Source organism: Lentzea sp. CA-135723 (assembly GCF_050936595.1).
Lineage (GTDB): Bacteria > Actinomycetota > Actinomycetes > Mycobacteriales > Pseudonocardiaceae > Lentzea.
Window position 1 is genome coordinate 992,310 of record NZ_JBNJMK010000002.1, and the last position, 25,563, is coordinate 1,017,872.

24 protein-coding genes and 1 pseudogene are annotated in these 25,563 nt (G+C 71.4%); 12 read left to right on the forward strand and 13 right to left on the reverse strand.

Annotated features, from left to right (window positions below; genetic code table 11):
- Nucleotides 1–58 precede the first annotated feature (58 nt).
- The gene (locus ACQEU1_RS40515; RefSeq protein WP_433214602.1) at nucleotides 59–649 is read left to right on the forward strand and encodes a TetR/AcrR family transcriptional regulator; all 591 of its coding nucleotides are present in this window, start codon (nucleotides 59–61) and stop codon (nucleotides 647–649) included.
- Here the strand turns inward: ACQEU1_RS40515 and ACQEU1_RS40520 are convergent.
- Both ACQEU1_RS40520 and ACQEU1_RS40525 read right to left on the reverse strand, forming a co-directional pair.
- On the reverse strand, nucleotides 642–1,466 hold the full coding sequence (locus ACQEU1_RS40520) for an SDR family NAD(P)-dependent oxidoreductase (RefSeq protein WP_433214605.1): 825 nt from the start codon (nucleotides 1,464–1,466) through the stop codon (nucleotides 642–644). The two genes, ACQEU1_RS40515 and ACQEU1_RS40520, sit on opposite strands and share 8 nt — an antisense overlap.
- On the reverse strand, nucleotides 1,463–2,371 hold the full coding sequence (locus ACQEU1_RS40525; RefSeq protein ID WP_433217024.1) for an SDR family NAD(P)-dependent oxidoreductase: 909 nt from the start codon (nucleotides 2,369–2,371) through the stop codon (nucleotides 1,463–1,465). Before ACQEU1_RS40525 ends, ACQEU1_RS40520 begins: the two co-directional genes overlap by 4 nt.
- 74 nt (nucleotides 2,372–2,445) lie before the next feature.
- On the opposite strand from ACQEU1_RS40525, the gene ACQEU1_RS40530 reads away from it, so the two are divergent.
- From ACQEU1_RS40530 to ACQEU1_RS40560, 7 genes are all read left to right on the forward strand, one after another.
- Nucleotides 2,446–3,378, forward strand: coding sequence for a LysR family transcriptional regulator (locus ACQEU1_RS40530; protein ID WP_433214608.1), 933 nt, complete (start codon nucleotides 2,446–2,448; stop codon nucleotides 3,376–3,378).
- A gap of 57 nt (nucleotides 3,379–3,435) precedes the next feature.
- A complete protein-coding gene (locus ACQEU1_RS40535; protein WP_433214611.1) occupies nucleotides 3,436–4,329 on the forward strand; it encodes an ABC transporter ATP-binding protein in 894 nt (297 codons plus the stop codon).
- Nucleotides 4,313–5,038 (forward strand): ABC transporter permease, encoded by a 726-nt coding sequence (locus ACQEU1_RS40540; protein WP_433214614.1) that lies wholly within the window; start codon nucleotides 4,313–4,315, stop codon nucleotides 5,036–5,038. The genes ACQEU1_RS40535 and ACQEU1_RS40540 overlap by 17 nt, the downstream gene beginning before the upstream one ends.
- Nucleotides 5,039–5,047: 9 nt before the next feature.
- The gene (locus ACQEU1_RS40545) at nucleotides 5,048–6,199 is read left to right on the forward strand and encodes a sensor histidine kinase (RefSeq protein ID WP_433217027.1); all 1,152 of its coding nucleotides are present in this window, start codon (nucleotides 5,048–5,050) and stop codon (nucleotides 6,197–6,199) included.
- A complete protein-coding gene (locus tag ACQEU1_RS40550; protein ID WP_433214617.1) occupies nucleotides 6,196–6,321 on the forward strand; it encodes a hypothetical protein in 126 nt (41 codons plus the stop codon). Before ACQEU1_RS40545 ends, ACQEU1_RS40550 begins: the two co-directional genes overlap by 4 nt.
- A 174-nt stretch (nucleotides 6,322–6,495) precedes the next feature.
- Nucleotides 6,496–6,768, forward strand: coding sequence for a hypothetical protein (locus ACQEU1_RS40555; RefSeq protein ID WP_433214620.1), 273 nt, complete (start codon nucleotides 6,496–6,498; stop codon nucleotides 6,766–6,768).
- Nucleotides 6,765–7,391: a response regulator gene (locus tag ACQEU1_RS40560; protein WP_433214623.1), complete on the forward strand. Its 627-nt coding sequence runs from the start codon at nucleotides 6,765–6,767 to the stop codon at nucleotides 7,389–7,391. The genes ACQEU1_RS40555 and ACQEU1_RS40560 overlap by 4 nt, the downstream gene beginning before the upstream one ends.
- A gap of 84 nt (nucleotides 7,392–7,475) precedes the next feature.
- Here the strand turns inward: ACQEU1_RS40560 and ACQEU1_RS40565 are convergent.
- The 9 genes and pseudogenes from ACQEU1_RS40565 to uraH all read right to left on the reverse strand — a co-directional run.
- Nucleotides 7,476–7,793: pseudogene (locus tag ACQEU1_RS40565) on the reverse strand (allophanate hydrolase-related protein); the annotation flags it as partial.
- Complete coding sequence (locus ACQEU1_RS40570; protein ID WP_433214626.1) at nucleotides 7,690–8,772, reverse strand: XdhC family protein; 1,083 nt, start codon at nucleotides 8,770–8,772, stop codon at nucleotides 7,690–7,692. The gene ACQEU1_RS40570 and the pseudogene ACQEU1_RS40565, both read right to left, overlap by 104 nt.
- Before the next feature lie 59 nt (nucleotides 8,773–8,831).
- Nucleotides 8,832–10,238 (reverse strand): NCS2 family permease, encoded by a 1,407-nt coding sequence (locus ACQEU1_RS40575; protein ID WP_433214629.1) that lies wholly within the window; start codon nucleotides 10,236–10,238, stop codon nucleotides 8,832–8,834.
- Nucleotides 10,239–10,333: 95 nt separating this feature from the next.
- Nucleotides 10,334–10,795 (reverse strand): nucleoside deaminase, encoded by a 462-nt coding sequence (locus tag ACQEU1_RS40580; protein ID WP_382442978.1) that lies wholly within the window; start codon nucleotides 10,793–10,795, stop codon nucleotides 10,334–10,336.
- A 21-nt stretch (nucleotides 10,796–10,816) separates the two neighbouring features.
- Nucleotides 10,817–13,003, reverse strand: a complete 2,187-nt coding sequence (locus ACQEU1_RS40585) for a molybdopterin cofactor-binding domain-containing protein (protein WP_433214633.1) — start codon at nucleotides 13,001–13,003, stop codon at nucleotides 10,817–10,819.
- Nucleotides 13,000–14,352, reverse strand: coding sequence for an 8-oxoguanine deaminase (locus ACQEU1_RS40590; RefSeq protein WP_433214636.1), 1,353 nt, complete (start codon nucleotides 14,350–14,352; stop codon nucleotides 13,000–13,002). Before ACQEU1_RS40590 ends, ACQEU1_RS40585 begins: the two co-directional genes overlap by 4 nt.
- Entirely contained in the window at nucleotides 14,349–14,810 is a 462-nt protein-coding gene (locus ACQEU1_RS40595) for a (2Fe-2S)-binding protein (RefSeq protein WP_045312948.1), read from the reverse strand. The genes ACQEU1_RS40590 and ACQEU1_RS40595 overlap by 4 nt, the downstream gene beginning before the upstream one ends.
- The gene (locus ACQEU1_RS40600) at nucleotides 14,801–15,661 is read right to left on the reverse strand and encodes an FAD binding domain-containing protein (protein WP_433214640.1); all 861 of its coding nucleotides are present in this window, start codon (nucleotides 15,659–15,661) and stop codon (nucleotides 14,801–14,803) included. The genes ACQEU1_RS40595 and ACQEU1_RS40600 overlap by 10 nt, the downstream gene beginning before the upstream one ends.
- 2 nt (nucleotides 15,662–15,663) lie before the next feature.
- Nucleotides 15,664–15,978 carry a hydroxyisourate hydrolase gene (gene uraH, locus ACQEU1_RS40605; RefSeq protein ID WP_433214643.1) on the reverse strand — a complete coding sequence of 105 codons (315 nt, stop codon included), beginning with the start codon at nucleotides 15,976–15,978 and terminating at the stop codon, nucleotides 15,664–15,666.
- 128 nt (nucleotides 15,979–16,106) lie between these two features.
- Between uraH and ACQEU1_RS40610 the strand changes: the two genes are divergently transcribed.
- The 3 genes from ACQEU1_RS40610 to ACQEU1_RS40620 all read left to right on the forward strand — a co-directional run bounded on the left by ACQEU1_RS40610 (nucleotide 16,107) and on the right by ACQEU1_RS40620 (nucleotide 19,992).
- Nucleotides 16,107–17,546, forward strand: coding sequence for a PucR family transcriptional regulator (locus ACQEU1_RS40610; protein WP_433214646.1), 1,440 nt, complete (start codon nucleotides 16,107–16,109; stop codon nucleotides 17,544–17,546).
- 87 nt (nucleotides 17,547–17,633) lie between these two features.
- Nucleotides 17,634–17,957 carry a hypothetical protein gene (locus ACQEU1_RS40615; RefSeq protein WP_433214649.1) on the forward strand — a complete coding sequence of 108 codons (324 nt, stop codon included), beginning with the start codon at nucleotides 17,634–17,636 and terminating at the stop codon, nucleotides 17,955–17,957.
- Nucleotides 17,958–18,006: 49 nt separating this feature from the next.
- Nucleotides 18,007–19,992, forward strand: coding sequence for an ATP-binding protein (locus ACQEU1_RS40620; RefSeq protein ID WP_433214652.1), 1,986 nt, complete (start codon nucleotides 18,007–18,009; stop codon nucleotides 19,990–19,992).
- 73 nt (nucleotides 19,993–20,065) lie between these two features.
- Here ACQEU1_RS40620 and ACQEU1_RS40625 read toward each other — a convergent pair whose 3' ends face one another.
- Together ACQEU1_RS40625 and ACQEU1_RS40630 are read right to left on the reverse strand one after the other, a co-directional pair.
- Nucleotides 20,066–21,136: a hypothetical protein gene (locus ACQEU1_RS40625; RefSeq protein WP_433214655.1), complete on the reverse strand. Its 1,071-nt coding sequence runs from the start codon at nucleotides 21,134–21,136 to the stop codon at nucleotides 20,066–20,068.
- Entirely contained in the window at nucleotides 21,133–22,338 is a 1,206-nt protein-coding gene (locus ACQEU1_RS40630; protein WP_433214658.1) for a nucleotide sugar dehydrogenase, read from the reverse strand. Before ACQEU1_RS40630 ends, ACQEU1_RS40625 begins: the two co-directional genes overlap by 4 nt.
- A 265-nt stretch (nucleotides 22,339–22,603) precedes the next feature.
- Here ACQEU1_RS40630 and ACQEU1_RS40635 point away from each other — a divergent pair, with 265 nt between their 5' ends.
- Nucleotides 22,604–25,492 carry an AfsR/SARP family transcriptional regulator gene (locus tag ACQEU1_RS40635; RefSeq protein WP_433214661.1) on the forward strand — a complete coding sequence of 963 codons (2,889 nt, stop codon included), beginning with the start codon at nucleotides 22,604–22,606 and terminating at the stop codon, nucleotides 25,490–25,492.
- The last annotated feature ends 71 nt before the right edge of the window (nucleotides 25,493–25,563 follow it).

Below are 25,563 nucleotides of genomic sequence, written 5' to 3' on the forward strand. Positions count from 1 at the left end.
CTCTGTCGGGAACTATTCCAACTCCCCGTCGGGAAATCAAGCGCGATACGATCCCGATGTGCCGAGGATCAGCGCAGACACCGTTGCCGAGCATCGCGCCAACCGGTTGCGCGCCCTTCTGGACGCCGGTCGGGACATCGTCGCGACCGAGGGAGCGGAGGCGCTGACGCTCGCGTCGCTGGCCAGACGGGTCGGGCTGTCGCGGCCGAGCCTCTACGAGTACTTCCGCTCGCGGGAGGAGCTGGTCGCCGCGATCGTCTCGGACGCGCTGCCGGAGTGGGCGGACAAGCTGGAGGACGCGGTCAACGGCGCGTCGTCGGTGCCCGCGAAGATCGAGGCGTACCTGCGGACCGAGCTCGCGATCATCACCGACGGCAGCCACGGCGCGGTGGTGGCGCTGTCCGCGCACACGTTGCCGGACGCGGCGCGCGAGCAGATCAGGGCCGAGCACGAACGGCTGCTGGCGCCGCTGGTCGGGGTGTTCAAGACCGCCGGGGTGGAACGGGCGCAGCTGCGGGCGATGCTGGTGCACGCCATGGTCGAGGCGACGTCGCGGATGATCACGCCGGGGCGTGGCGAGCACAACGAGGCGGTCATCCGGACGTTGCTCGACCAGGTGGTGCACGGGCTGGACAAGCCCATCAGCTGAACGGCACGACCTCGCCGTGGCGGACGAGCTCGCCGTACCGCGCGGGATCGAGCGGGCTCAGCGCGAGGTCCAGCAACGCCGTCGCGGCCTGGGCCGGGGTCGGCGCGGCGCTGACGTCCCACCACAGCGCGGAGGTCGGCGTGTTGATCATGCCGGGACACGCTGACGCGAGCAGGATTCCCCTGGCCAGGTCGGATTCGCGGCGTTCGCTCGCGAGCACGCGCACGGCGGCGACCTGGCCGATCTTGGACGGGATGTTCACGAAACCCGGCCAGGCACCGGCTTTCGCGCGCCCGTCCTTCACCTCGTCGCGCCACCGGGCGACCTGCGCGTCCAGCTCGTCCAGAGTGGACGGTGCGGTGAACCGCCTGTGCAGCACGGGCGCGAGGGAGTTCAGCGTGCCGAGCGAGCTCGCGACGACGATCAGGCTGCCGTTGTCGTTCAGCAGCGGCGCGAACGCCCAGAGCAGCCTGGTGGTGCCGAAGTTGTTGACCTCGGCGTAGGCGTCGATGATCTCCTCGGGGGCGTCGTCGGGGCCGACGCGCATGACCGCGTTGCCGAACACGACGTCGACGCCGCCGTGGCGTTCTTCCAGCTGTGCGGCCAGTTTCGCGGCTCCGCCGGGGTCGGCGACGTCCAGGAGCTCGCCGCGGACCCTGGCGCCTCCGCCCGGCATCGACTGCACGGCGTCGGTGATCCTGTCGATGTCCCTGCCGGTCAGGTAGACGGTGTCGGCGGGGGTGAGGCGTGCGGCGAGGCCTTCCACCAGGGCGAGTCCGAGGCCCTGGGTGGCCCCGGTGACCAGCGCGATGCTCATGCCTTGGCCAGCAGGTTCTCGGAGTAGGCCCAGAGCCTGGCGGCGGCGTCCGGGTCGAGGGCGTAGCGGGCGACGCCCTGCAGCCGGGGGAGTTCCCCGCGGCGGTCGACGGTCTGCGCCTCGTCGCAGTCGTTGAAGTAGCGGCCACCGATGCCTTCGAGCAGCGGTGAGGTGGCGACCAGGACGGACGTCGCGGCGCCCTGCTCGACGGTCTTGAGCAGTTCGGCGGGCATGGTGCCGCTGCCCTGGCCCTCAGTGTGGCGCTGGAGGTTGGTGAGGATCGCGCCGGGCATGACGGCGTTGGCCGTGATGCCGTCCTCGGCCCATCGGCGCGTGGCTTCGACAGCGAACAGGACGTTCGCGGTCTTGCTCTGGCCGTACGCGCTCCACGGGTCGTACGGGCGGAACGCGTAGTGGATGTCGTCGAACACCACGGGCGAGATCATGTGGCCGGTCGAGGTGAGGGACACGATGCGCGCGTTGCCCGCTGCCTTGAGGGCTTGGTGCAGGTTCGTGGTCAGTGCGAAGTGCCCGAGGTGGTTGGTGGCGAACTGCCACTCCCAGCCCTGCTCGGTGTGCTGCTGTGGGGTGGCCATGACGCCCGCGTTGTTGACGAGGACGTGCAGCGGGCCGGTCCACGCGCTGGTGAACGCCTCGACGGACGCGAGGTCGGTGAGGTCGAGCCTGGCGACGTGGACGTTGCCGCCGATGTCCCGCGCGGTCCTCTCGCCGGCCTCGGTGTCGCGGACGGCCAGGGTGACCTCGGCGCCCCTGGTGGCGAGGGCGCGGGCGGTCTCCACGCCGATGCCGGACGACGCGCCGGTGACCACGGCCCGCCTGCCGGTGAGGTCGATGCCCTCGCTGACCTCGAGTGCCGTACTGCTGAAACCGAACTCTGTCTTCATCACGTCTTCGACGTTAGGCTCCTCGGAGGTATGCGGGTAGCGAGAGTTTGGTATCTAGGACATGCGGATCTGTCATGGCTCTGAGTGACGCGTCGCTGGTCGCGCTGCGGGTGTTCCGCGAGGTGGCCGAGCGGGGCACGCTGACGGCGGCGGCGTCCGCGCTGGGGTACACGCAGTCGGCGGTGTCCCGGCAGGTCGCCGCGCTGGAGAAGGCCGCCGGGGCCCCGTTGCTCGAACGACGCCATGACGGCGTGCGGCTCACGGCGGCCGGTCGGCTCGTGTTGCGGCGTGCGGCCGTGGTGGTCGATCAGGTCGATGCGGGCGCACGGGAGCTTGCCGGGCTGCCGGACGAGGACGCGAGCACCGTCCGGCTGGGATGGTTCGCGACCGGTGGGGCCTGGCTCGTGCCGCAGGCGTTGCTGGCGTTGGGGCGGACGCATCCGTCGATCACGGTCGTCACGCGCGAGGGCAGCTCACCGGCGTTGGTCAGGGCGTTGCGGGCGGGGACGCTGGACGTCGCCGTGATCGCGGCGCAGCCACCGTTCCGCGCGCCGGACGACGAGATCCCGGCGCTGGAGATCGAGACCCTGGCCGAACGCAGTCTGTGCGTCGCGGTGCCGTCCGGGCATCCGCTGGCGCGCAACGACTTCATCGACATCGCCGATCTGCGCGGGCAGCGCTGGATCGCCGGGCCCGGCGACCAGCTGACGATGGGGGTGTGGCCGGGGCTCGACGAACGGCCCGTCGTCGCGCACACCGCGCGGGACTGGCTCGCGAAGCTGCACCTCGTCGCGGCGGGGTTCGGCATCACGACGGCGCCCGCGGCGCTGACGGCCCTGGTGCCCGCCGGGGTGCGGATCATGTCGGTGCGGGGAGGGCCGGCGGAACAGCGGCGGATCCTGCTGGCGCGGCTGCCGGGGCCCGCGCCGGAACCGGTGGTGCGGCTGGCGGGTGCGTTGCGCGCCGTCGCTCTGGAGGATGACGCGCAGCATCAACCGATCGGTTGATCCTGGTCGCGCTCGTTGTTCGATGATCTTCCCGTGGCGTTCTCGGACGCTTGGGGCATGGCAATCATCGAAGTGCGCGACCTGGGCAAGAGGTACGGGCCCCGGGTCGCCGTGGACTCCGTGTCGTTCGAGGTCGCCGAGGGGGAGATCTTCGGCGTGCTCGGGCCGAACGGCGCGGGCAAGACGACGACGGTCGAGTGCGTGGCCGGGCTGAGGACGCCGGACTCGGGGACGGTGTCGGTGCTCGGGCAGGCGCCGGGGGACGTGCGGGCGGCGATCGGTGTGCAGCTGCAGGCCTCCGCGCTGCCGGAGCGGATGCGGGTGCGCGAGGCGTTGGAGCTGTTCTCGTCGTTCTACCCCTCGCCGGTCGACTGGTCCGCTCGGCTCGGGCTGGGTGGGCACCTGCGTGCGGAGTTCGGGCAGCTGTCGGGCGGGTTGAAGCAGCGGTTGTCGATCGCGCTGGCGCTGATCGGGTCGCCGCGGATCGCGATCCTCGACGAGCTGACGACCGGGCTCGACCCGCAGGCGCGGCGGGACACGTGGTCGGTGATCGAGGAGGTGCGGTCGTCCGGGGTGACGGTCGTGCTGGTCACGCACTTCATGGAGGAGGCGGAGCGGCTCTGCGACCGGGTGGCGGTGTTCCGCGACGGCCGGATCGTGGCGCTGGACTCGCCGTCCGCGCTGGTGTCGCGGGTGGACGGTGCGACGCGGGTGCGGTTCGTGCCGTCGGTGGCGCTGGACGTGGCGTTGCTGGAGGCGTTGCCGGAGGTCGCGTCGGTAGCTCTGGTGGGGGAGCAGGTGGTGGTGTCCGGGGCGGATGACCTGGTGCACGCCGTGACCTCGTTCCTGGCACGGCGGTCCGTGGTGGCCCGGCAGCTCCGGGTCGACCAGGTCTCGCTGGATGACGCGTACGTCGAACTCACCGGGGGTCGTGATGTGGAAGATCGTTGAGATCGAGGCTCGGCTGTTCCTGCGGGATCGGCTGAACTCCTTGTTCGCCGTCCTGTTCCCGTCGCTGCTGTTGCTGGTGCTGGGGGCGATTCCGACGTTGCGGGAGCCTGATCCGAAGTTCGGCGGGCTGCGGTTCATCGACAGCTACATGTCGTCCTTGGTCGTGTTCACGTTGGTGTTCATCGGGTTGCAGAGGTTGCCTGCTGTTGTGGCGACCTATCGGGAGACCGGGGTTCTCCGGCGGTTGTCGACGACGCCCATGCACCCCGGGCGGTTGCTGGTGGGGCAGCTGATCGTGAACTTCGTGGCGACGATCTTGTCGGTGCTCCTCCTTATAGTCGTGGGGTACGTCGTTTTCGGCGTCGACCTGCCTCACCATCCACTCGGCCTGGCGTGTGCCGTGGTGCTGGGAGGCGCGGGCACGTTCGCGCTGGGCCTGGTGATCGCCTCACTGGCACCCACCGCGCGGGCGGCCGGTGGCGTGGCGACGGTGGTGTTCATGCTGCTGATGTTCTTCGGCGGCGTGTACCTGCCGCGGTTCATGCTGCCCTCGGTGATCCAGACGATCGGTTCGTACACGCCTCCCGGTGTGGAGGCACTGCAACAGGCGTGGCTCGGCAGCGCGCCGGACTGGGGGCATCTCGCGATCATGGGGCTCGTGGGCCTAGTGGCGGGTACCGTCGCGGCCAAGACGTTCCGCTGGGAGTAGCTCGTGGACATGGCCGCGTTGGACAGGTGGGAGCGCAGGCTCGTCTCGATCGCCCGCGTGATCCCGTACTTCGTGCTGACGGTGACGACCGTGCTGTACTCGATCTTCACCGAGCAGTCGGCGGCCGAGCGCTGGTTCACCTACGGCGTCGTGGCGTTCGGCTTCGTGTGGATGACGTGGTGGTTCACCCTGCATCCCGCGTGGCACAAGCGCTCCGGCCTCATGGCCGTGTTCATCGGCGGCATGGTCGTGTTCTACGCGGTGCTGGGTCTGCAGGAGCACTGGTTCGGCGCGGTGTCCTACGTGGTCTACGTCTACGCGAGCGAACTGCTGCGCGGCCGCTGGATGTTCATCGTCGTGGCGCTGACGGCCGTGCTGGCGACGCTGTCGTTGTTCGGCGGCTACCCGTGGGACGCGCAGGCGGCGTTCTGGCTGCTGCTGCTCGTCTTCGTCGTGCTCGCGTGCACCTTCACGTACGTGGGCCACGTGACGACGGAACAATCCAGACTGCGCAAGGAACTCCTGGACGAGAACGAGGGCCTGCACGCCCAGCTCCTGGTGCAGGCGCACGAGGCAGGCGTGCAGGACGAACGCCACCGCCTGGCGGGCGAGATCCACGACACCCTCGCCCAGGGCCTGGCCGGCATCATCACGCAACTGTCCGCGGCGTCTGCCGAGGACTGGGAACGCCGCGTGGCCGTGGCGACCGACCTGGCCCGCTCGAACCTGACCGAGGCCCGCCGCTCCGTCCACGCCCTGCGCCCACCGGCCCTCGACTCCGCGGCCCTGCACGAGGCCCTGGACGACGTCGCCAGCGGCTGGTCGACCATCAACGGCGTGCCGGTCTCCGTCACGCTGACCGGAGCCGTGCGCTCCATGCACCCCGAGGTGGAGGTCGCCCTGCTGCGCACGGCCCAGGAGGCGCTGTCGAACGTGGCCAAGCACGCCGCCGCCTCCCGGGTCGGCCTGACCCTGTCGTACATGGAGGACGTGGTGACGTTGGACGTGCGCGACGACGGCGTGGGCTTCGACCTGACGTCGCCGTCCGCGGGCTTCGGCCTGCCGGCGATGCGCCACCGGGTGCACCGCCTGTCCGGCGCGCTCTTCGTGGAGTCGGAGCCGGGGGCGGGGACGGCGATCTCGGCCAGGGTGCCGGCGTGAGGGCAGGCGCGGCGGAGACGCCGGTGGGGGAGATGCGGGCGGGGGAGACGTCGGTGGGGGAGATGTCGGTGGGGCAGACGCCGGCGGGGGAGACGCGGGTTGGTGAGATGCGGGCGGGGTAGACGTGGGTTGCTGAGACGCGGGTGGGCCAGACGCGGGTGGGCCAGACGCGCGTGGGCCAGACGCGGGTGGGGCACCGTTTGGCGGGCGGTTTGCGGGTGGGAGTCGGCTCGGTGGGCGGCGTGCGGTTCGTGAGGCCGACGCCGGGTGGGGTGATGCCGGCGGGAGGTGGCTTGGTGGGTGCGGTGCGGTCCGTTCGGGACGCGGCACGTCCGGCGCGCGGCGGTCTCGGTCTGCCGGCCGGTCTCGGTCGGCGTGCCGGTGTCGGTGTGCCTGGCGGTGTTGGCCTGCGTGCCGGTTTCAGCCCGCCCGCCGGTGTCGACGAGCTTGGCGGCCTGCCCGCCGGTCTTGCCCTGTCCGCCGGCTTCAGCCCGCCCTCCGGCATCGGTCTGCCCTCCGGCATCGGCCTGCCTTCCGGGCTCGGCGGCCTGTGCGAGGTGCCGGCGTGATCCGGCTCGTGATCGTGGACGACCACCCCGTGGTGCGGGACGGGCTGCGCGGCATGCTGGCCGCGGCCGCCGACTTCGAGGTCGTCGGCGAGGCCGCGTCGGGGGACGAGGCCGTCGCCGTGGTGACGGCGGTGTCGCCGGACGTCGTGTTGATGGACCTGCGCATGCCGGGGTCGGACGGGCTGTCCGCCATCGAGCGGTTGCGCGGGCATTCGTGCCGCGTGCTGGTGCTGACCACCTACGACACGGATCGGGACGTGTTGCCCGCCATCAAGGCCGGCGCCACCGGGTACCTGTTGAAGGACACGCCTCGCGACGAGTTGCAGCGGGCCATCCGGGCCGCGCACGCCGGGGAGGCCGTGTTGTCGCCCGCGGTGGCGACGCGGTTGCTGGGGCAGGTGCGGGAGCCCGCGCTGGAGCCGTTGTCCACGCGGGAGCTGGACGTGCTCGGGTTGGTGGCCAAGGGGTCCACGAACCGGGCGGTGGCGGCGGCGTTGTTCATCAGCGAGGCGACGGTGAAGACGCATCTGCTGCACGTCTACGCGAAGCTCGGGGTGTCGGATCGGGCGGCGGCCGTCGCGGTGGCGTACGAGCGCGGGCTGCTGAAGGGCCGGTCGCGCTGAGAAGGATCCGCGGCGGGACCGAATCGGTCCCGCCGCCTGCGGCAACTCCCCCTTGCCGGCGGCATCCCCCCGGTGCCGCTTCCCTCACCCCTCGCGATGTAGGAACTCGCGCCAGTCGCCCAGATACGAGATGTCTCGGATGTCACCCGATTGGAGCAACGGGTCGACCAGGTCGTCGCGCAGGACGGTGGCGAGGGCCGCGCTGCCGTCCTCCAGCTCGATGACGCCGATCTCCAGTTCGGCGGGTTCCGCGGGGACGAGGTGGTCGCGCAGGATCTTCAACGGCAGGTCGTAGAGCTCACCTGCCACCGAGGCCGAGCCCGACTCGTGCATCGCGGGGAACTTCCCCCGCACCGAGAAGTAGCGGTACTTGGCCGCACTGCGCGCCCGGCACACCATCGGGGTGCCCTGGAGCTGCGAGTGCAGCGGTCCGTCCTTCATGCCGCCGCCGTTGAGGAAGATCAGGGCCATGACTCTCCAGGGTTCGGTGGATGGGGGTGGACAGCGCGGTCAGGGGCAGGCCGGTGCCTCCGTGCCGGACGGCGACGAGTTCGGCGGCGATCGACACCGCCGTCTCCGCCGGGCTGCGGCCGCCGAGGTCGAGGCCGACGGGGGAACGCAACCGGGCCAGCGACGCTTCGGGAACATCCTCGGCACGAAGCCTGGCCAGCCGCTCGCGGTGGGTGCGGCGGGAGCCGAGGGCGCCCACGAACGCCAGCGGGCGGGACAGCGCCTCCACCAGGACCGGGATGTCGAACTTCGGGTCGTGGGTCAGCACCACGACAGCGGTGGAGGAGTCGGTGTGGGTGGAGGCGAGATAGCGGTGCGGCCAGTCGACGACGACCGAGTGGGCCGCCGGGAAACGGGCCGCGGTGGCGAACACGGGCCGTGCGTCGCACACGGTCACGTGGTAGCCGAGGAAGCGGCCGATCTCGGCGACGGCGGCGGCGTGGTCGATGGCGCCGAACACCAGCAGGCGCGGCGGGGGCAGCCACGACTCCGTGAACACAGAACCCTCGGCCTCGAAGCGCACCGAAAGCGGAAAGCCGGAGACCGACGCCGACAGGGCCGCGCGCAACGCGGGCGTGTCGCGCTGGACCAGCACGTCGAGCGAACCGCCGCAGGTCAGGCCGACGGCGAACGCCGTGTCGTCGGAGTAGCCGAACGACGCGAGCGCGGGCACCCCCGACGCCAGCACCTGGCAGGCCAGGTCGTAGACCTCTGCCTCCACGCAGCCGCCGGACACGCTGCCGATCACCTCGCCGGACGGTCCCACCGCCATCGCCGCGCCGACCGGGCGGGGCGCGCTGCCCCGCACCGCGACGACGGACGCGACGGCGAACCGGTCCCACGACAGCAAGGTCGGTGCCAGGTCACGCATGGAGGTCCTCCAAGGGGAAGTGGGGCTCGGCCGGATGGCCGCCCGGCCGAGCCCCGCGGTCACTTGCCGCTGATCAGGTCCACCGCGAAGTACACGGCGAACATCAGCGCCAGGCCGGTCATCAGCCAGCCTGGCCAGCGGCCCTTGCAGATGCGCAGCACGACGAACGACACGAGGCCGGCGCCGATGCCGTTGGTGATCGAGTAGGTGAACGGGATGATCGCGATCGTCAGGAACACGGGGATCGTGTAATCCGTTTCCTGCCAAGGGATCCGGCGGATCTGGGTCATCATCAGGCCGCCGATCACCACCAGCGCGGGCGCCGCCGCCTGGGCGGGCACGACCGTCGCGAGCGGCGTGAAGAGCAACGCCACCAGGAAGAGCCCGCCGGTCACCACCGAGGCGAGGCCGGTGCGGGCGCCTTCGCCAACGCCCGCTGCCGACTCCAGGAACACGGTGTTCGGGGCGGACCCCGTGACGCCACCGGCGATCGCGCCGGCGCCGTCGACCATGAGGATCCTGCCCATCCCCTCGACCTTGCCGTCCTTGCGCAGCCCCGCCTCCTCGGCGACGGACGTGATCGTGCCCATCGCGTCGAAGAACCCGGACAGCACCAGCGTGAACAGGAAGATCGTCGCCGCGATCACGCCCGCCGACACGAAGCCGCCGAACAGGTCCACGCGCCCGAACAACCCGAAGTCCGGCGTGCTCACCACCGACGACGGCAGCGAGGGCGTCACGAGACCCCAGCCCTGCACGTCGAACGCGGCGTTCACGCCGATCGCGACGAGCGTGGCCACCACGATGCTGATCAGCACGGCACCGGGCACGCCCCGCGCCATCAGCACGATCATCAGCAGCAGGCCGAGGCAGAAGATCGCGATCGGCCAGCCGCTCAGGTGGCCGTCGACCCCCATCCGCACCGGCACCGTCGAGTGCGCGGCATCCGGCGTGCGGGTCACGAACCCCGCGGAGACCAGTCCCACCAACGCGATGTAGAGACCGATGCCGACGGTGATCGCGATCTTCAACGGCTCCGGGATCGCGTTGATGATCCGCTCGCGGACCCCGGACACGGCCATGATCACGATGCAGACGCCTTCCAGCACCACGAGACCGAAGGCCTGCGCCCACGTCATCTCCGGTGCCATCTGGAAGGCCACCACGCCGTTGACGCCGAGCCCGGCGGCGATGGCGAGCGGAGCGTTGCCGACGAGTCCCATGAGGACGGTCATCACGCCGGCGGCCAGCGCCGTGGCGGTGGTGATCTCGGCGATGGTGAGCTTGGCGCCGGTGATGTCCGCGGACGCGCCGAGGATCAACGGGTTCAGCAGCACGATGTACGACATCGCGACGAACGTCGTGATGCCACCGCGCACTTCACGGCCTAAGGAGCTGCCGCGTTCGGTGATGCGGAAGAACTGATCGAGGGCCGACGCCGATTGTCGGCTCCGCAACTGGGTCATGGAGGACGGCCTTTCCCATGCCGGTGGGCGCGTTCCAACGCCGGAACGCGTTTAAGCAAGTGCAAGCTCCGGTCAGCTAGACAGGCTTGTGGCCGTCAGTAATCGATTCGGGTCGCGAGTGACGTCCACGCTGTGAACGGGGCGTTGTCCTCGCCTGTGGAGACCTGAAGTACCGGGAGTTCCCAGTCGTCACGCGACTTGCTGAACAGCTCGTAGAACTCCCGGTCGTCGAAACCGGCGGCCGCCGCGTCGTGGCGGTCGGCCGCGTAGATCACCTTGTCCACCCGCGCCCACAGCGCGGCGGACAGGCAGAGCGGGCACGGCTCGCACGAGGAGATCAGCGTGCAGCCGGTCAGGCGGAAGTCGCCGAGCACCTGGCAGGCCGCGCGGATCGCGACCACCTCGGCGTGCGCGGTCGGGTCCAAGGTCGGCGTCACCTGGTTCACGCCGGTGGCGATCACCTCACCGTCGCGGACGATCATCGCGCCGAAGGGACCGCCTCCCGAGGCCACGTTCTGGGTGGCCAGGTCGATGGTGGCGAGCAGATGTGCGTTCACAGCAACAAACTCCAAGAGAACTCAGGTACCTGTGAGGTGTTCCGGGCGGACGGGGACGCGGGTGAGCGCCAGGCCGGTCGCCGCGCGGATCGCCGCCACGATCGCCGGGGTCGACGAGATGGTGGGCGGTTCGCCGACGCCGCGGATGCCGTACGGCGCGTGGGGGTCGGCGAGTTCGAGCACGTCGATGCTCATCGGGGGCATGTCGAGCACGGTCGGGATGAGGTAGTCGGTGAACGACGGGTTGCGCACCTTGCCGCCGGAGGTCTGGATCTCCTCCATCACCGCGAGGCCGAGGCCCTGGGCGGACCCGCCCTGGATCTGGCCCACGACGGCCTGCGGGTTCAGCGCCCGGCCCACGTCCTGCGCGCAGTCCAGCGACACCACGCGCACCAATCCGAGGTCGACGTCCACGTCGACCACCGCGCGGTGGGCCGCGAAACCGTACTGGACGTGCGCGTTGCCCTGGCCCGTCTCGGGATCCAACGCCTCGGTCGCGCGGTGCCGCCACTCGGTGGTCTCGTCGATGATCTCGTCACCGATGTCGGAACGACCGTCCAAACGCGACTTCACCAGCGCGCAGGCGGCCTTCACCGCTCCACCGGTCACGTACGTCTGGCGCGACGCCGACGTCGAGCCGCCGTTGCCGATCGTGGTGTCCATCGGCAGCACGGTCACGCGCTCGATGCCGAGCTCTGTGCGCACGATCTGCTGCATGATCGTCACCAGGCCCTGGCCGACCTCGCACGCCGCGGTGTGCACGGCGGCGGCCAGCTCCCCGTTGACCATCGAGACGCGGACCCGCGCGGTCGAGTAGTCGTCGTAGCCCTCGGAGAAGCAGATGTTCTTGATGCCGACGGCATATCCGACGCCCCGCACGACACCCTCGCCGTGCGTGGTGTTCGACACGCCACCGGGAAGTTCGCGGATGTCCGTCGACGTGCCGGCGGGCAACGGCTTGTCCTGCACCAGCTTCAGCAGCTGCGCGACGGGCGCGGCCGAGTCGACCACCTGCCCGGTCGGCATCACGGAACCCTCGGTCATCGCGTTGCGCACCCGCACGTCGACCGGCGACATGCCCAGTGCCTCGGCCAGTTTGTCCATCTGGGACTCGTAGGCGAAACCTGCCTGCACAGCACCGAATCCGCGCATCGCGCCGCACGGCGGGTTGTTCGTGTAGACGCCGTAGCAGTCCACCGTCACGTTGTCGACCTCGTACGGACCGACGCCCAGCGTCGCCGCGTTCGCCACGACCGCGGGCGTGGAGGACGCGTAAGCGCCGCCGTCCAGGTACATCCGGGTGCGGACGTAGACGAGCTTGCCCGTGTGGTCGGCGCCGTGCTCGTAGTACAGCACGGCCGGGTGCCGGTGCACGTGCCCGTAGAACGACTCCTCGCGGTTGTAGACCATCTTCACGGGCTTGCCGGTGTGCAACGCCAGCAGGCACGCGTGCACCTGCATCGACAGGTCCTCACGGCCGCCGAACGCGCCACCGACACCGGACAGCGTCAGCCGCACCTGTTCCTGCGGCAGCCCCAGGGCGGCCGCGATCTGGTCGCGGTCGACGTGCAGCCACTGCGTCGCGATGTAGAGGTCCACCGAACCGTCGGTGGCCGGCACCGCGAGCCCGGACTCCGGCCCGAGGAACGCCTGGTCCTGCATGCCGACCTCGTACCGCCCGGTCACCACGACGTCGGCGGTGACGTCCTGCGAGCCGCGCCGGATCGGCACGTGCCGCACCAGGTTCCCGCCGGGGTGCAACGGCGTGTCGTCGGCCGCGGTCTCCATGTCCACCACGGGTTCGAGCACGTCGTAGGTCACGACGATCTTCTTCATCGCCCGCAGCGCGGTCTCCGGGTGGTCCGCGCCGACCAGCGCGATCGGCTCGCCCTGGTAGCGCACGACGTCCACGGCGAGCACCGGCTGGTCCTTGTGCTCCAGCCCGTACAGGTTGCGGCCGGGCACGTCCTCGTGCGTCAGCACCGCGTACACGCCCGGCACCTTCAGCGCGTCGGTCAGGTCGATCGACGTGATCCGGGCGTACGGGTGAGGTGAACGCAGCGTCGAACCCCAGATCATGTCCTCGTGCCACAGGTCGGACGCGTAGGCGAACTCGCCGCGCACCTTGAGGTTGCCGTCCGGGCGCTGCGGTGACGTGCCGATGCCACCCGACACCGCGGAGGTGAGTTCGGCGGGAGTGAGGGTCATCGCGCTGCCTCCTGGAGCTTCACACTGGCGGCGGTGAGGTCACGCGCCAGGTCGTCGGTCGACGCCGTGAGCAGGACGCCGTCCCGCACCACGACCTCTCCGCCCACGATCAACAGTTTCAACGGCGGGGGAGTGCCGAGCACCAGCGCCGCCACCGGGTCCGCGATGCCCGCGTGGTCCAGGCCGGACAGGTCCCACACCGCGAGGTCGGCGACCTTGCCGGGTTCGACGGACCCCAGCGCGTCGGCGCGGCCCAGCACTTGCGCGCCACCCATCGTGCCCATCCACAACGCCTTGCGGGCGTCCATCGCACCTGGCCCGCCGCGCTGACGTGCCTGGTACAGCGCGGAACGCAGCTCGACGACCAGGCCACCGTCCTCATTGGACGCCGCTCCGTCGACGCCGAGACCGACCGGCGCGCCCGCGTCCAGCAGGTCGCGCACGGGCGCGATCCCGGTGCCCAGCCGCCCGTTGGACGTCGGGCAGTGCGCGGACCCGGTTCCCGTCGCCCCGAGCCGTTTCACCGCGTCGGAGTTGAGGTGCACGGTGTGCGCGAGCCACACGTCCGGCCCGAGCCAGCCGAGCTGCTCGGCGTACTCCGTCGGCGTGCAGCCGTTCTCCGCCTGGCACTGCTCTTCCTCGTCCAGCGTCTCGGCGAGGTGCGTGTGCAGCCGGACGTCGTGCCGCCGCGCCAAGGCAGCCGCGCCGGTCATCAGTTCGCGTGACACCGAGAACGGCGAGCACGGCCCGACGGCGACGCGCACCAGGGCGTCCGGCGCGGTCGAGTGGTAGTCGCCGATGGCCTGCTCGGTCGCGATCAGCGCGGCCTCGGTGTCCTCGACCAGGTTGTCCGGCGGGAGACCTCCGGACGACTGGCCGCGGTCCATCGACCCGCGGATCGCCTCCAGGCGAATGCCGATCCTGCGCCCGGCCGAGACCAGCGCGTCGAACACGTCACCGCCACCGGACGGGAACACGTAGTGGTGGTCGGCGGCGAGCGTGCAGCCCGTCAGCGCCAGCTTCGCGAGGCCCGCCGACGCCGCCGCGTGCGTCACGGTGTCGTCCAGGCCGCGCCACACCGGGTACAGCGTGGTCAGCCACTCGAACAGGGTGGCGTCGGTCGCGAGCCCGCGCGTCGCCCACTGGTAGAGGTGGTGGTGGGTGTTGATCAGGCCGGGCGTGACCAGGCAGGACGACGCGTCGACGTACGTGTGCGACCCGTACGGGCGGGGCGCGGGACCGGCACCGACCGAGGAGATCCGGCCGCCGTCGATCACGACGTGCCCGGACGCGTGCTCGGTCCCAGCCTCGTCCACAGTGGACACAGCGCAGCGGTCGAGGACGATCATCGGCGGGACGCCGCCAGTCGCACGGCGTCCAGGATCTTCTCGTACCCCGTGCAGCGGCACAGGTTCCCGGCGAGCGCCTCGCGGATCTCCGGGTCGGACGGGTTCGGCACGCGGTCCAGCAGGTCGTGCGCCTGCACCACGAGACCGGGCGTGCAGAAGCCGCACTGCACCGCGCCCGCCTCGACGAACGCCTCCTGCACCGGGTCCAGCGAGTCTCCGTCGGCAAGACCTTCGACCGTGCGCACGGAACGGTCCTGCGCCTGCCCTGCGGCGACCAGGCACGCGCACACCGGCACGTCGTCCAGGTACACCGTGCACGAACCGCACTCGCCCTGCTCGCAGGCGTTCTTCGAACCGGGCAGGCCGAGCCGTTCGCGCAGCATGAACAGCAGCGACTCGCCCTCCCACACGTCGTCGGCCTGGCGCTGCTCGCCGTTGACCGTCACGTTCACGCGCATGCCCGCTCCCCGTCCAAGTACTCCTGCCAGGCCCAGCCCAGCGTCCTGCGTGCCATCACTGCCAAGGCGTGCTTGCGGTACGCGGCCGACCCGCGCACGTCGTCGATCGGCGACGCGGCCTGCGAGACCAGCTCGCCGAACTCGCGCTTCACCGAGTCGAGCAACGGCCTGGGGTCGCGGAAGTCCAGCGCCGAGGCCAGGAACTGCTCCGCGTCGACCGCGTGCCGGGGCGTCGGGGCCGCCGAACCCACGGCCGCGCCGACGCGGTTCTCGCCGGGGAACAAGGAGATCCCGAACGAGCACACCGCGATCACCATCGCGTTGCGGGTGCCCACCTTGGAGAACTGCTGCGGTCCAGGAGCAGGCTTGAGGTGCACGGCCGTGATCAGCTCGTCAGGCTCCAGCGCGTTGCGCTTGACGCCCAGGTAGAACTCGGCGGCGGGGATCATCCGGGTGCCGCGCACGGACGCCACCTCGATCACCGCGCCGGACGCCAGCAGCACGGGGTGCGTGTCCCCGGCGGGCGAGGCCGCGCCGAGGTTGCCGCCCACGGTGCCGCGGTTGCGGATCTGCGGCGACCCGACCGTTCGTGCGGCCATCGCGAGCCCGGGCAGCTGCGCGCCCAGCTCGTCGATGATCCGCACGTACGGCACCCCGGCGCCGACCCGCAGGCCCTCGGTCCACTGCTGGAGCTCGGCGATCCTGGTCAGGTCCAGCAGCGCGGACGGCCTGCGGTGGTCGTAGTTCATCTCCACCATGACGTCCGTGCCACCGGCGATCGGCACGGCTTCCGGGCGCTGGGCCTTGAGCTCCAACGCCTCCGCGAGCGTTTCCGGTCGAAGGAAGTCCATCGTCAGCTACCTCGGTAGGTGGAGTAGGCGAACGGCGACAGCAGCAACGGCACGTGGTAGTGCTGCGCCGGGTCGGCGTAGTCGAAGGTGAGCACGACCTCGGGGAAGAACGGCGCCGCCTCCGCCGTGTCGAACACCAGCCGGTACACCCCGGCCGCGAGACCTTCACCCCATCCGGTGATCCGGCCGTCGGCGTTCGTCTCGGCGTTCGCCACCTCGGTCCCGTCGCGCCGTTGCAGCGACACGGCGATGCCGGCGAACGGCCTGCCGCGGGCCGCGTCCAGCACGTGCGTGGAGATCGTCACTCGCCCTCCCATCTGGTTGTGAGCCAGTACACAGAGCGCATGTGTCCCTGAGCTACGGCCGCATTACATGAATCGTCAGGCTCCTACAGAGGGTCGATTTGTGCTTTCCTACAAACACGAATGGACGAAAGTGACCTCTCATGTTGCTACTGCGGACGTTGCTGCAGATGCCGGAACTGCGGCTGAGCCTGCACACCGGTGAGGACCAGCTCGACCGCACGGTCACCCGCGTGTACGGAACGGAGCTGCCCGACCCCAGCCGGTACCTGTCCGGCGGGGAGCTGGTGCTCTCCGGCCTGCTGTGGCACCACGGCCCCGGCGACTCCGAGACGTTCGTCCGCTCGCTCGCCGCGGCCCGCGTGGCCGGGCTCGCCGCGTCCGACACCGGCTACAAGGACCTCCCCGACGACCTGGTCGACGCTTGCGAACGCCACCACGTGCCGTTGCTCGAAGTGCCCGTCGACCTCTCGTTCGCGACCATCACCGAACGCGTGTCGATGGAGCTGGTCGGGCTCTCGCGGCACCGCAGGCTGCTCAACGTCGTCGCGGAGGGCTCCGGCCTGCCCGCGCTGCTGCTCGCCGGCGGCCACGAGCTGAACGCGCCGTGCTGGGTGCTCTCCACGACCGGCCGGGTGGTCGGCGGCGGCGAGCTGCCGGACCGCGTGGCCCTGGTGAAGGAGTTCCTGCAGGCCGACCGGCTGCCGAAGACGGTGCGCGGCATGACGCTGGTGCCCGTCTCCGAACGCGGTGGCAACCGGCTGACGAGCTGGATCCTCGTCGTCGGCGGGTCGGTGCAGCCCGAGGCGGCGGCGGAGCTCGCGTCGCTGGTGGGCCTGGAACGGCTGCGCGAGGCCCAGGGCAGGCAGATCGAGAACCGCACGGCCGCACCGCTGGTCGCCGCCGTGCTGAGCGGCTCGGCGGACGTGGAGTCGCGGCTGGCCGCGGCCGGGCTGGAACGCGCGCGGCTGCGGGTGATCAGTGCCGTCACGTCCGACCAGCGCTGCGACCTCGCCGCCGCCGTGCTGGAGGAGACGCTGCCGCAGGCGCTCGTGACCCCGGTCGGCGACACGGTCTACGCGGTGGCGAAGGCGGACGACGCGCTGCCCGACGACGTGCGCGACGCGATGCGCGTGATGGAACCGGGCCTCGGCTCGTCGCGCGTGCTCGTCGGCATCAGCTCACCGGTCACCTCGCGCGGACTGCGCGGCGCTGCGGAGGAAGCCACGCACGCGCGTCGGCTGGGAGAGCGCCGTGGCGGTCGCACGTGCGTGGTGGCGGGCGAGGAGATCGCACTGCACCAGCTGCTGCTCGCGGGCGTGCCGGAGGAGTTGCGCACGTCGTTGCGCCGCCGCCTGCTCGGCCCGGTGCTGGACTACGACGCCGAGCACGGATCGGACCTGGTCGGCACGCTGAAGGTGTTCCTCGACTGCTCGGGATCGTGGACGGCGGCGGCCGGGCGGCTGCACGTGCACGTCAACACGCTGCGGTACCGGGTGGGACGCGTCGAGGAGCTGCTGGGTGCCGACCTCGCGGAGTTCGAGGCGAGAGTCGACCTCTTCCTCGCCCTTCAGGCGGGCTGACGGCCGTCCGTTGTCAGTCTGACGGCTGATGCCGGCAGAGCCTTCAGGCTGATGCTTCGTCGCAGGGTCTGTTCCTACAGTTCGGCCATGAAGACAGCCGCCTTACTCGTGGGCCTGCTGCTGGCCGGAAGCGCCGGCTGCGCGGCAGCGCCCAGCATCCGCGTGGTGGTGGAGGGAACCGGCACGACCGACCGGCTCACCTACACGTTCCCCGGCGAGGAAGAACGCACGCTGCGCAACCCCGACCTGCCGTTCGAGCGGCGGGGCAAGCGCAAGGGCCGGGTCGTGATCCGGCTGGAGGGCGTGCACGGCGAGCTCACCTGCAAGATCATCGTCAACGGCCGCCAGGTGCGGTCCTCGACCTCGCGGACCGGCGCCGCGCTCACGTGCGATCACTCGATGGCCGTCTGATGAAAGCCCGTGAAAGACCGTAGCTTCAGGTGTTCGGGGAGGTACGGGGATGAAGAACGTCGTGAAGGGCAGTGCGGGGAGCGTCGTGCAGGCGGAGGCCGTGCGGGACGTGCACATCCACCCGTCGCACCGGGAGGTGCCGCCGCCGTTCCAGCTGCCACCGGTGCCGCGGTGCTTCGTGCGCAGGCAGGCCGAGCTGGCGGCACTGCGGCCGGGGGAGCTCGTGGTGCTGAGCGGGCCGGGCGGGGTCGGCAAGACGTCGCTCGCCCTGCGCTGGTCGCAGGACCGGAGGTCGGCGTTCCCGGACGGGCAGCTCTACGCGGATCTCGGGGCGCACTCGCCGGCGGGGCCCGTCGCGCCCGAGGACGTGCTGGAGGGGTTCCTGCACGCGCTCGGCGTCACCGACGTGCCACCGCAGCTCGCCCGCCGTGCCGCGTTGTTCAGGTCCGTCACGGCACGGCGGCGCATCTCGCTGCTGCTCGACGACGCCGTGAGCGTGGCCCAGGTCCGCGCGCTGCTGCCGACGTCGGGCACCGTGATCGTCACCAGCCGGTGGCGGCTCAGCTCGCTCGGCCTGGACGGCGCGCGGTTCGTCGACGTCGCGCCGCTGGGCATCGAGGACTCGGTCGAACTGCTGGAGACCGTGGTGGGCAGGGGAAGGCTCGCGCTGGAGCCGGACGCGGCGCACGAGATCGCGCGGCTGTGCGGCGGACTGCCGATCGCGTTGTCCGTCGTGGGGGCGCGCCTGTCGACGCGGCCGCGCAGGACGTTCCTGCGGGAGGTGGCGGAGTTGCGCGACGACCGGTTGCCCGCGCTGGGCGGCGACACGTCGGTCGGCTCCGTGCTCGACCTGTCCTATGTGGACCTCCCGGAGCGGCAGGCGCGGCTGTACCGCCTGTGCGCCTGGTTGCCCGGCGGCCACTTCGACGTGTCCGTGGCGGCGGCGATGATCGAGGAACCCGAGTACGACGTCGAGGACGCGCTGGAGGACCTCGTCGAGAAGTCGTTGCTGAGCGAGGCGGGCGACGACCGGTTCCGCTACCACGACCTGTTGCGGGTGCACGCGCGGGGAAAGGCGGATCCCGGCAGGGAGGCCGCCGTGCGCAGAGCCGTCGAGTGGTACCTCGCGCGGGCCGTCGAGGCGGATCTCGTCGTGGCCCCCGACCGGGTGCGGACGGGCCCGGCCTACGCGGTGGCGCGCCGGGACGCCTACTCGTCGCCGGAGGAGGCGATGCGGTGGCTGCTCGGCGAACGGGAGAACCTCGTGCGCGCCGTCGAGATCGCCCCGGCCGAACTGCGGTGGCAGCTCTGCGAACCGTTGTGGCAGCTGTTCACCCGGTACCACCTGTACCACGACTGGATCCTGACGCACCGGCTCGGCGTCGCGGCCGCGGGGGAGTGCGGGCAACTCCTCGCCCAGGCGCGACTGCGGACGCGGCTGGCGTTGGCGCTGCTCAACACCGGCGCGACCGACGAGGCCGCGGCGGAGCTGGAACCGGTGCTGGCGCTCGACGATCCACCGAGCAGGTCGACCGCGCTCACCCTGCTCGGCCGGGTGAGCAGGGAGCGCGGCGAGCCGGAACGGGCGCTGGAGCTGTACCGGCAGGCGCTGGCGATGCGCACCCGCGACCGGGGCCGCGGGCAGGCGCGGCGCCGCATCGGCGAGGCGCTCGTCGCCCTGGGCCGGCACGAGGAGGCGGTCGCCGAGCTGGAGCTCGCGGAGTCGTTGCTGACCGACGCCACCGAGCAGGCCCGCGCGCGGACGTTCCTCGCGCGGGCCCACCGGCTCGCCGGTCGCCCTGCACAGGCGAAGGTGCTGCTCGACTCGGCGTTGGCGGGACTGCTCCGCTCACCGGTGCACCTGGCCGACGTGCACCTCGAACTCGCCGAGCTGGCCGACGACCCGCGCCCGCACCGGCTGGCCGCGCTCGCGTGCTACCACGACCAGACCGACCCAGAGGCCGTGCGCGTCCAGGCGTTGCTCGACCAGGACGGCGGTGCACCCGGGGTGGTCCCGCAGCGCCGCGAGGGGTGAGGTGCCCGGCGGGCAGAGCAGCACGTCCGCCAGGCCGGCCGCCGGGGTCCCGGCCCGCGCGACGATCCACCGGTCAGACATGGTGTGCCGCAACGGGTTCCGCGCGCGCCTCGGAAGCGGGCTCCGGCAACCGCAGCAGCCGGTACATCGCGGCCCGCAGCAGCCCGGCCGCCTGGTCGAGCCGTGAGCTGAGCGCCGACGCGATGTCCGGCACGCCGCGGGCGACCAGGTCCGCGAGGCTGCCCGGCCGCACCGGGGCCCTGGTCCCGAGGTCGACGGGCACGCCGACCGCGGCCGCGTACTGGGTGACGCTGCCGTGGTCGCCGAGCACCCGGTCGCTCGCGATCACCGCCGCCCTCCAGCCCTCCTCCGGCGGGATGACGATCAGATCGGGACGATCCGCCAGCCACGCACGCACCTGCCACGGGCCGTGCACCGACCACGTCGTCGGATGGATCACCACCGCCGTGCGGTGCGCGTCCGTCCGATAGAGCTCCGGTCTGCTCCCGAACACCGACTCGGGCCGCCACGTCGAGCTGACCGTCACGAGCACCTCGTCCGGTCCGACGCCCAGCGCCCGCCGGTAGGCCTCCCGGTGCGGCAGGCTCGCCCGCATCCGGTCCAGGCACAGGTCACCGGCGACCACCGCGTGCGGCACGGCCTCCGGGCACGAGCGGGTCAGCGCCCGCAGTTCGTCGTCGTGGCTCAGCACCAGGGCGGCCGCGGTCACCCTGCCGCCGCGCATCAGCTCGTGGCGGTCGAGTCCGTGTCCGTCGAGCCGCCGCGACTTCAACGCTCCTGCGCCGTGCGGCAGCACCAGCACCGGTCCGAGGACGTGCTCGACGTCGCGGCGGCTCGCGGCCAGCACGAGGTCGAACTCCACCCCGGCCGCCTGGTGCCACGGCAACGTGAGCACGCCCTGCCGCTGCAGGAACTCGTGCGTGCCCCAGGAGATCCCCCGCGTGTCCGGCACCGTGCAGACGACCTGTACCCGCCGGTCCGCCTTGAGCAGCTCCAGCACGTCGAACAGCCGCGTGGCCGCGACCACGTGCGGCACGAGCACCAGCACGGTCTGGCACCCCGCCACCGTCACCCGCCGACCGGCCCTGGGACCGACCGGCGCGTCCACCCACACCCCGCTCACGCGGCCGGCACCGCGTCGCCGGCCGTGCAGTCGAACACCGGCGAGGACGTCCGCGGCGACACCGAGGCGTGCCGCGTCATGATCAGCACGACGTCCGCGCTGGTGTCGACGGGCTGGCTGGTGAGCGTGCTCCCGTCGTCCAGCACCAGGTCCGGCACGAACGGGTCGTGGTAGCTGACGACCGCCTCCCGGCTCAGCTCGTTGAGCACCCGCAGCGCCGGCGACTGCCGGACGTTGGCGACGTCGGGCTTGTAGGTCACCCCGAGCACGTGGACGCGCCGCATCGGCACGCCGAGCTCGGACAGCTTCGTCCGCACGCGGTGCAGGGTGTGCGAAGGCATCGAGTCGTTGACCGCGATGGCGGCGTCGACCACCGGCGAGTGCAGGCCGTGCCGCCGCGCGCTGGCGACGAAGAAGCCCGCGGACACCGGGACGCAGTCGCCACCCGCGCCGGGACCCGGCCGGTGCCGCAGGAACCCGAACGGCTTGCTGCCGGCCGCGTCCAGCACCTCGTGCACGTCCACGTCCTGCGCACGGCACAAGCTCGCGAGCTCGTTGGCGAGAGAGATGTTCACCAGACGGAAGGTGTTCTCGAATACCTTCGTGAGCTCCGCGGTCCGCAACGTGCTGACGGTGACGCATTCGCAGGAGAGGCGCCGCAGCAGCGAGGCGGCGCGCACGGTGCACTCCGGGGTCAGGCCGGCGACGACCCTCGGTGCCGCCGCGGGGTTGCCGGGATCCGTGCGCACCGGCGAGTGCGCCAGGTGGAAGCCGGTGCCGGCCCGCAGCCCCGACGCGTTCTCCAGGCGGGGCAGGAGAATCCGCTCGACCGTGCCCGGTTCGCAGGTGCTCTGGACGATCACCAGCGCACCGCGCGGCAGGACCGTGCCGACGCGTTCCACGGCGTCGGCGAGCATGGTCGTGTCGAGCGCGCCGTGCCGGTCGGGCGGGGTCGGCACGCACACGACGTAGCTGTCCGCGGGGACGATCTCGTTGTGCCGCACCGACAACCGGCTCGACCTGACGGCGTCGGCGAGCGCTCCCTCGTCGACGGTGGTGAGACCGCAGCCGGGTGTGCCCGCGGTGATGTGGCCGACGCGGGCGGCACTGGCGTCCACGCCGAGCACCCGCAGACCGGCGGTCGCGGCGGCGACGGCGACGGGCAGACCGGTGAATCCGAGCCCGATTACCACGGTGTCCATATGGCCTCCTCCAGGCGATGTGACACCAGGCTCTGGCGCGGTTCTGTCCGAACCGCTTCCGCCCGAACCGCCTTCCGCTGAACGCGCAGGTGAACCCAGCCCGAATGATCGTCTTCCACTCGCAATGGACTGGATGCGCTTTCCGGGGGCAGTCCGCGATTTGTGGACAATAAGTGACTCGAAACGACAACAAAGCTGGATCGACTCGCGCGATGGCGGCAGACTGCAGAGCGGGAGCAGTGCGCCCGGGGGAGGGGTGGCGCCGGTGGAGATCGCATTCAGGATCCTCGGCCGGACGCGCGTGCGCGTCGACGGCGAGTTCGTCGCGGACTGGGGAAAACCGAAGGCCCGCGCGGTGCTCGCGGTCCTGTTGCTGAACGCGGGCAACGCGATTTCGGTGAACACCATCGCGGAATGGGTGTGGGCGGATCGCCGCCCGGCCAATCTGCACTCGACCGTGCAGACGGCCATTACGAGTGTCCGCGCCGCATTGCAGCGCACGGGTGTGCGGTTCGCGCTGCGCAACGAGGACCGCTCGTACCGGCTCGAGATCGACCCGTCGCTGATCGACCTGCACGTCTTCCGCAAGCTCGTGTACCGGGCCCGCGCCATCGGCGGCACCGACCACCAGGCGGCCTGCGAGCTGGTGGAACAGGCCCTGGAGCTGTGGGGCGACGAGCCGCTGGCCGACCTGGAGGGCGAACTCGCCGCACGCCGGCGCGAGCACCTGGTCCGCAGCTACTACCTGAGCGCGTCGCACGCGTTGCTCTACGGTCTCGGCAAGCTCGGCGAATACGCGCGCATGCTCGACCACCTGGACGAAATCCCGCCGGAACACGATCTGGAAATCCTGCTCGCGAAGCACCGGCTGACCGCGTTGTACGGACTTCGCCGGGCGCAGGAGGCGTTGAGCTATCTGGTGCGGATCCGGCGCCGGATCGTGACGGAGATCGGTGACGGTTCCGAGGCGGAACTGAACTCGTTGCACGAACGGTTGCGGATCCGCCACGAACAGTCCAATGCGACCAGATCCGCCGGGCCGCGTTATTTGCCGCACGACGTCGACGTGTTCGTCGGACGTGAGGACCTGTTGGCGGAGCTGGACTCCCTCGTGGCGCCGGGAAGCGCGCCGCGACTGATCACTCTCGACGGTCAGCCGGGAATGGGCAAGACGGCTCTCGCCGTGCATTGGGCACATCGGGTCCAACGACGTTTTCCGGACGGCTACTGGTTCGCCTCCCACGTGGACGGCGGTGAGGTGGTCGCGGATCTGCTCGTCGCGCTCGGCGTGCCGATCGAACCCATCCAGTCGATGCCCGCGCGCGTCGCCCGGCTGCGCGAGGAGCTGGCGCCGCGCCGCATGCTCGTCGTGCTGGACGACGTCACGGGCGTGGAACCGCTCCTGCCCGCGTTGTCGACGAGCGTCGTGCTCGTCGCGAGCCGGGCGCGGATGAGCGACCTCGTGCTGCGGCACCGGGCGCGGGCGTTCACCGTGCTGCCGCTGGGCAACGAGGAGATCGCCCGCCTGCTGACGACCCTGCTCGGCGATCGCGCCGTCGTGGCACCGGACGTCGTGGCGCACCTCGCGACCCGCGCCGGCGGCATGCCGTTGGTGATGCGGCTGATGGCGGAGCAGATCGCCGCGCAGCCGGACAGGTCGCTGGCCGACCTGGTGCCGATGCTGTCCGACGGCAGGACGCTGTTGTCGTTGCAGGACAACGGCATCCGCGTCCAGTTCGAACTCTCCTACCGCGCGCTGAACCCGGCGCAGGCGCGCCTCTTCCGGTTGTTCGGGCTGCACCCGTCGCACGAGGTCCCGCTGCCCGTCGTCGCGGCACTGGCCGGGCTGCCGGTCGACCAGGCCCGCGTGCTGGCCGACGAGCTGGTGTGGAAGCGGCTCGTGGACACCGTCGACGGCGGCCGCTACCGGACGCACGACCTGCTGCGCGAGTACGCGGCCGACCGCCTGGCGCAGGACGAGCCGGAGCAGGAGCGGGAAGCGGCGGCCGTCCGGCTGATGAGCTGGTACCTGCACACGGTCAACAACGCGGACCGCCTCGTGTTCGGCTACCGCGACGAGGTGCCGATGCTGCCGCTGCCCGACGGCGTGCACCCGGAGGAGTTCGCCGGCGAGGACGACGTCGCGCGGTGGATCGCGAAGGACAAGGCGAGCATCGTCGGCGTCCTGCGCGGCTCACCGCAGCCGGGTTACGTGTGGCGGATCGCGAACGGCGCGGGGGAGCTGTTCGCGCGCTACGGCCACTACGAGGAGGTCGTCGCGGTGATGACCGCGGGAGCCGAGGCGGCGCGGATCAACGGCGACGTCCACGCGGAGACGGACACCAACTCGAACCTGGCGCACTTCTTCATCGAGCGGCACGACTACGCGGCCGCGGAACGGCTCCTCGAACGCGCCCAACGGGTCTTCGGCGACCGCGACGACCCCGAGACGCTCGCCGTGCTGCTGCGCAACAAGGCCGACTGCCTGCGCGGCGCGAGCAACGTCCCGCGCGCCCTCGAGCTGTACCAGGAGGCCCTCGCGCTCGCCGAGGGGTTCGAGGACACCCGGAGCGGAATCCTGCACCGCATGGGCGCCGCCTGCCGCGTGGGAGGCAGGCTCGAGGAAGCGGCCGTCCACCTGGTGCAGGGGCGCCTGATCCGGCAACGCACCGGCGACTACAAGGGCGAGGCGGACTCCCTGGTCGAGCTGTCGTGGCTCGCGAGGGAGAGCGGCGACGACTTCTCCGCGCGCACCAACTGCCACGAGGCCCTCGCTCGGTACACCCAGGCCCACCACCAGCCCGGCCGCGCCGCCGCGATGATCCTGCTCGGCCTCATAGCCAGGGACAACGACGACCCCGCGCTCGCCCTGACCTACGCGACCGACGCGCTGGAGCTCTGCACCGGCCTCGACCGCGAGCTGGAGGCGCGGGCGCACGACCTGCTCGGCCAGCTGGCGTGGAAGGCGGGCGAGCACGACACGTCCATCGAGCACCTCGAACAGGCCTACCGGGCGTTCCGCGACATCGGGGACGACCGCGCCCGGTCGGTGGCGGCGCAGCTCGACGAGCACGTGGCGCAGAGCGGCCCGGTGCTGCCCTCGTCACGGGTGGAGGGCAGCGGCGCCTGGTTCGAGACCGGCCTGCTGGAATAACTTCACCCTTCCGGCGGATCGTCTACCGAACGTGGGTGTTCGGCGGCGTGGCGACCTGGACACCCGACGAT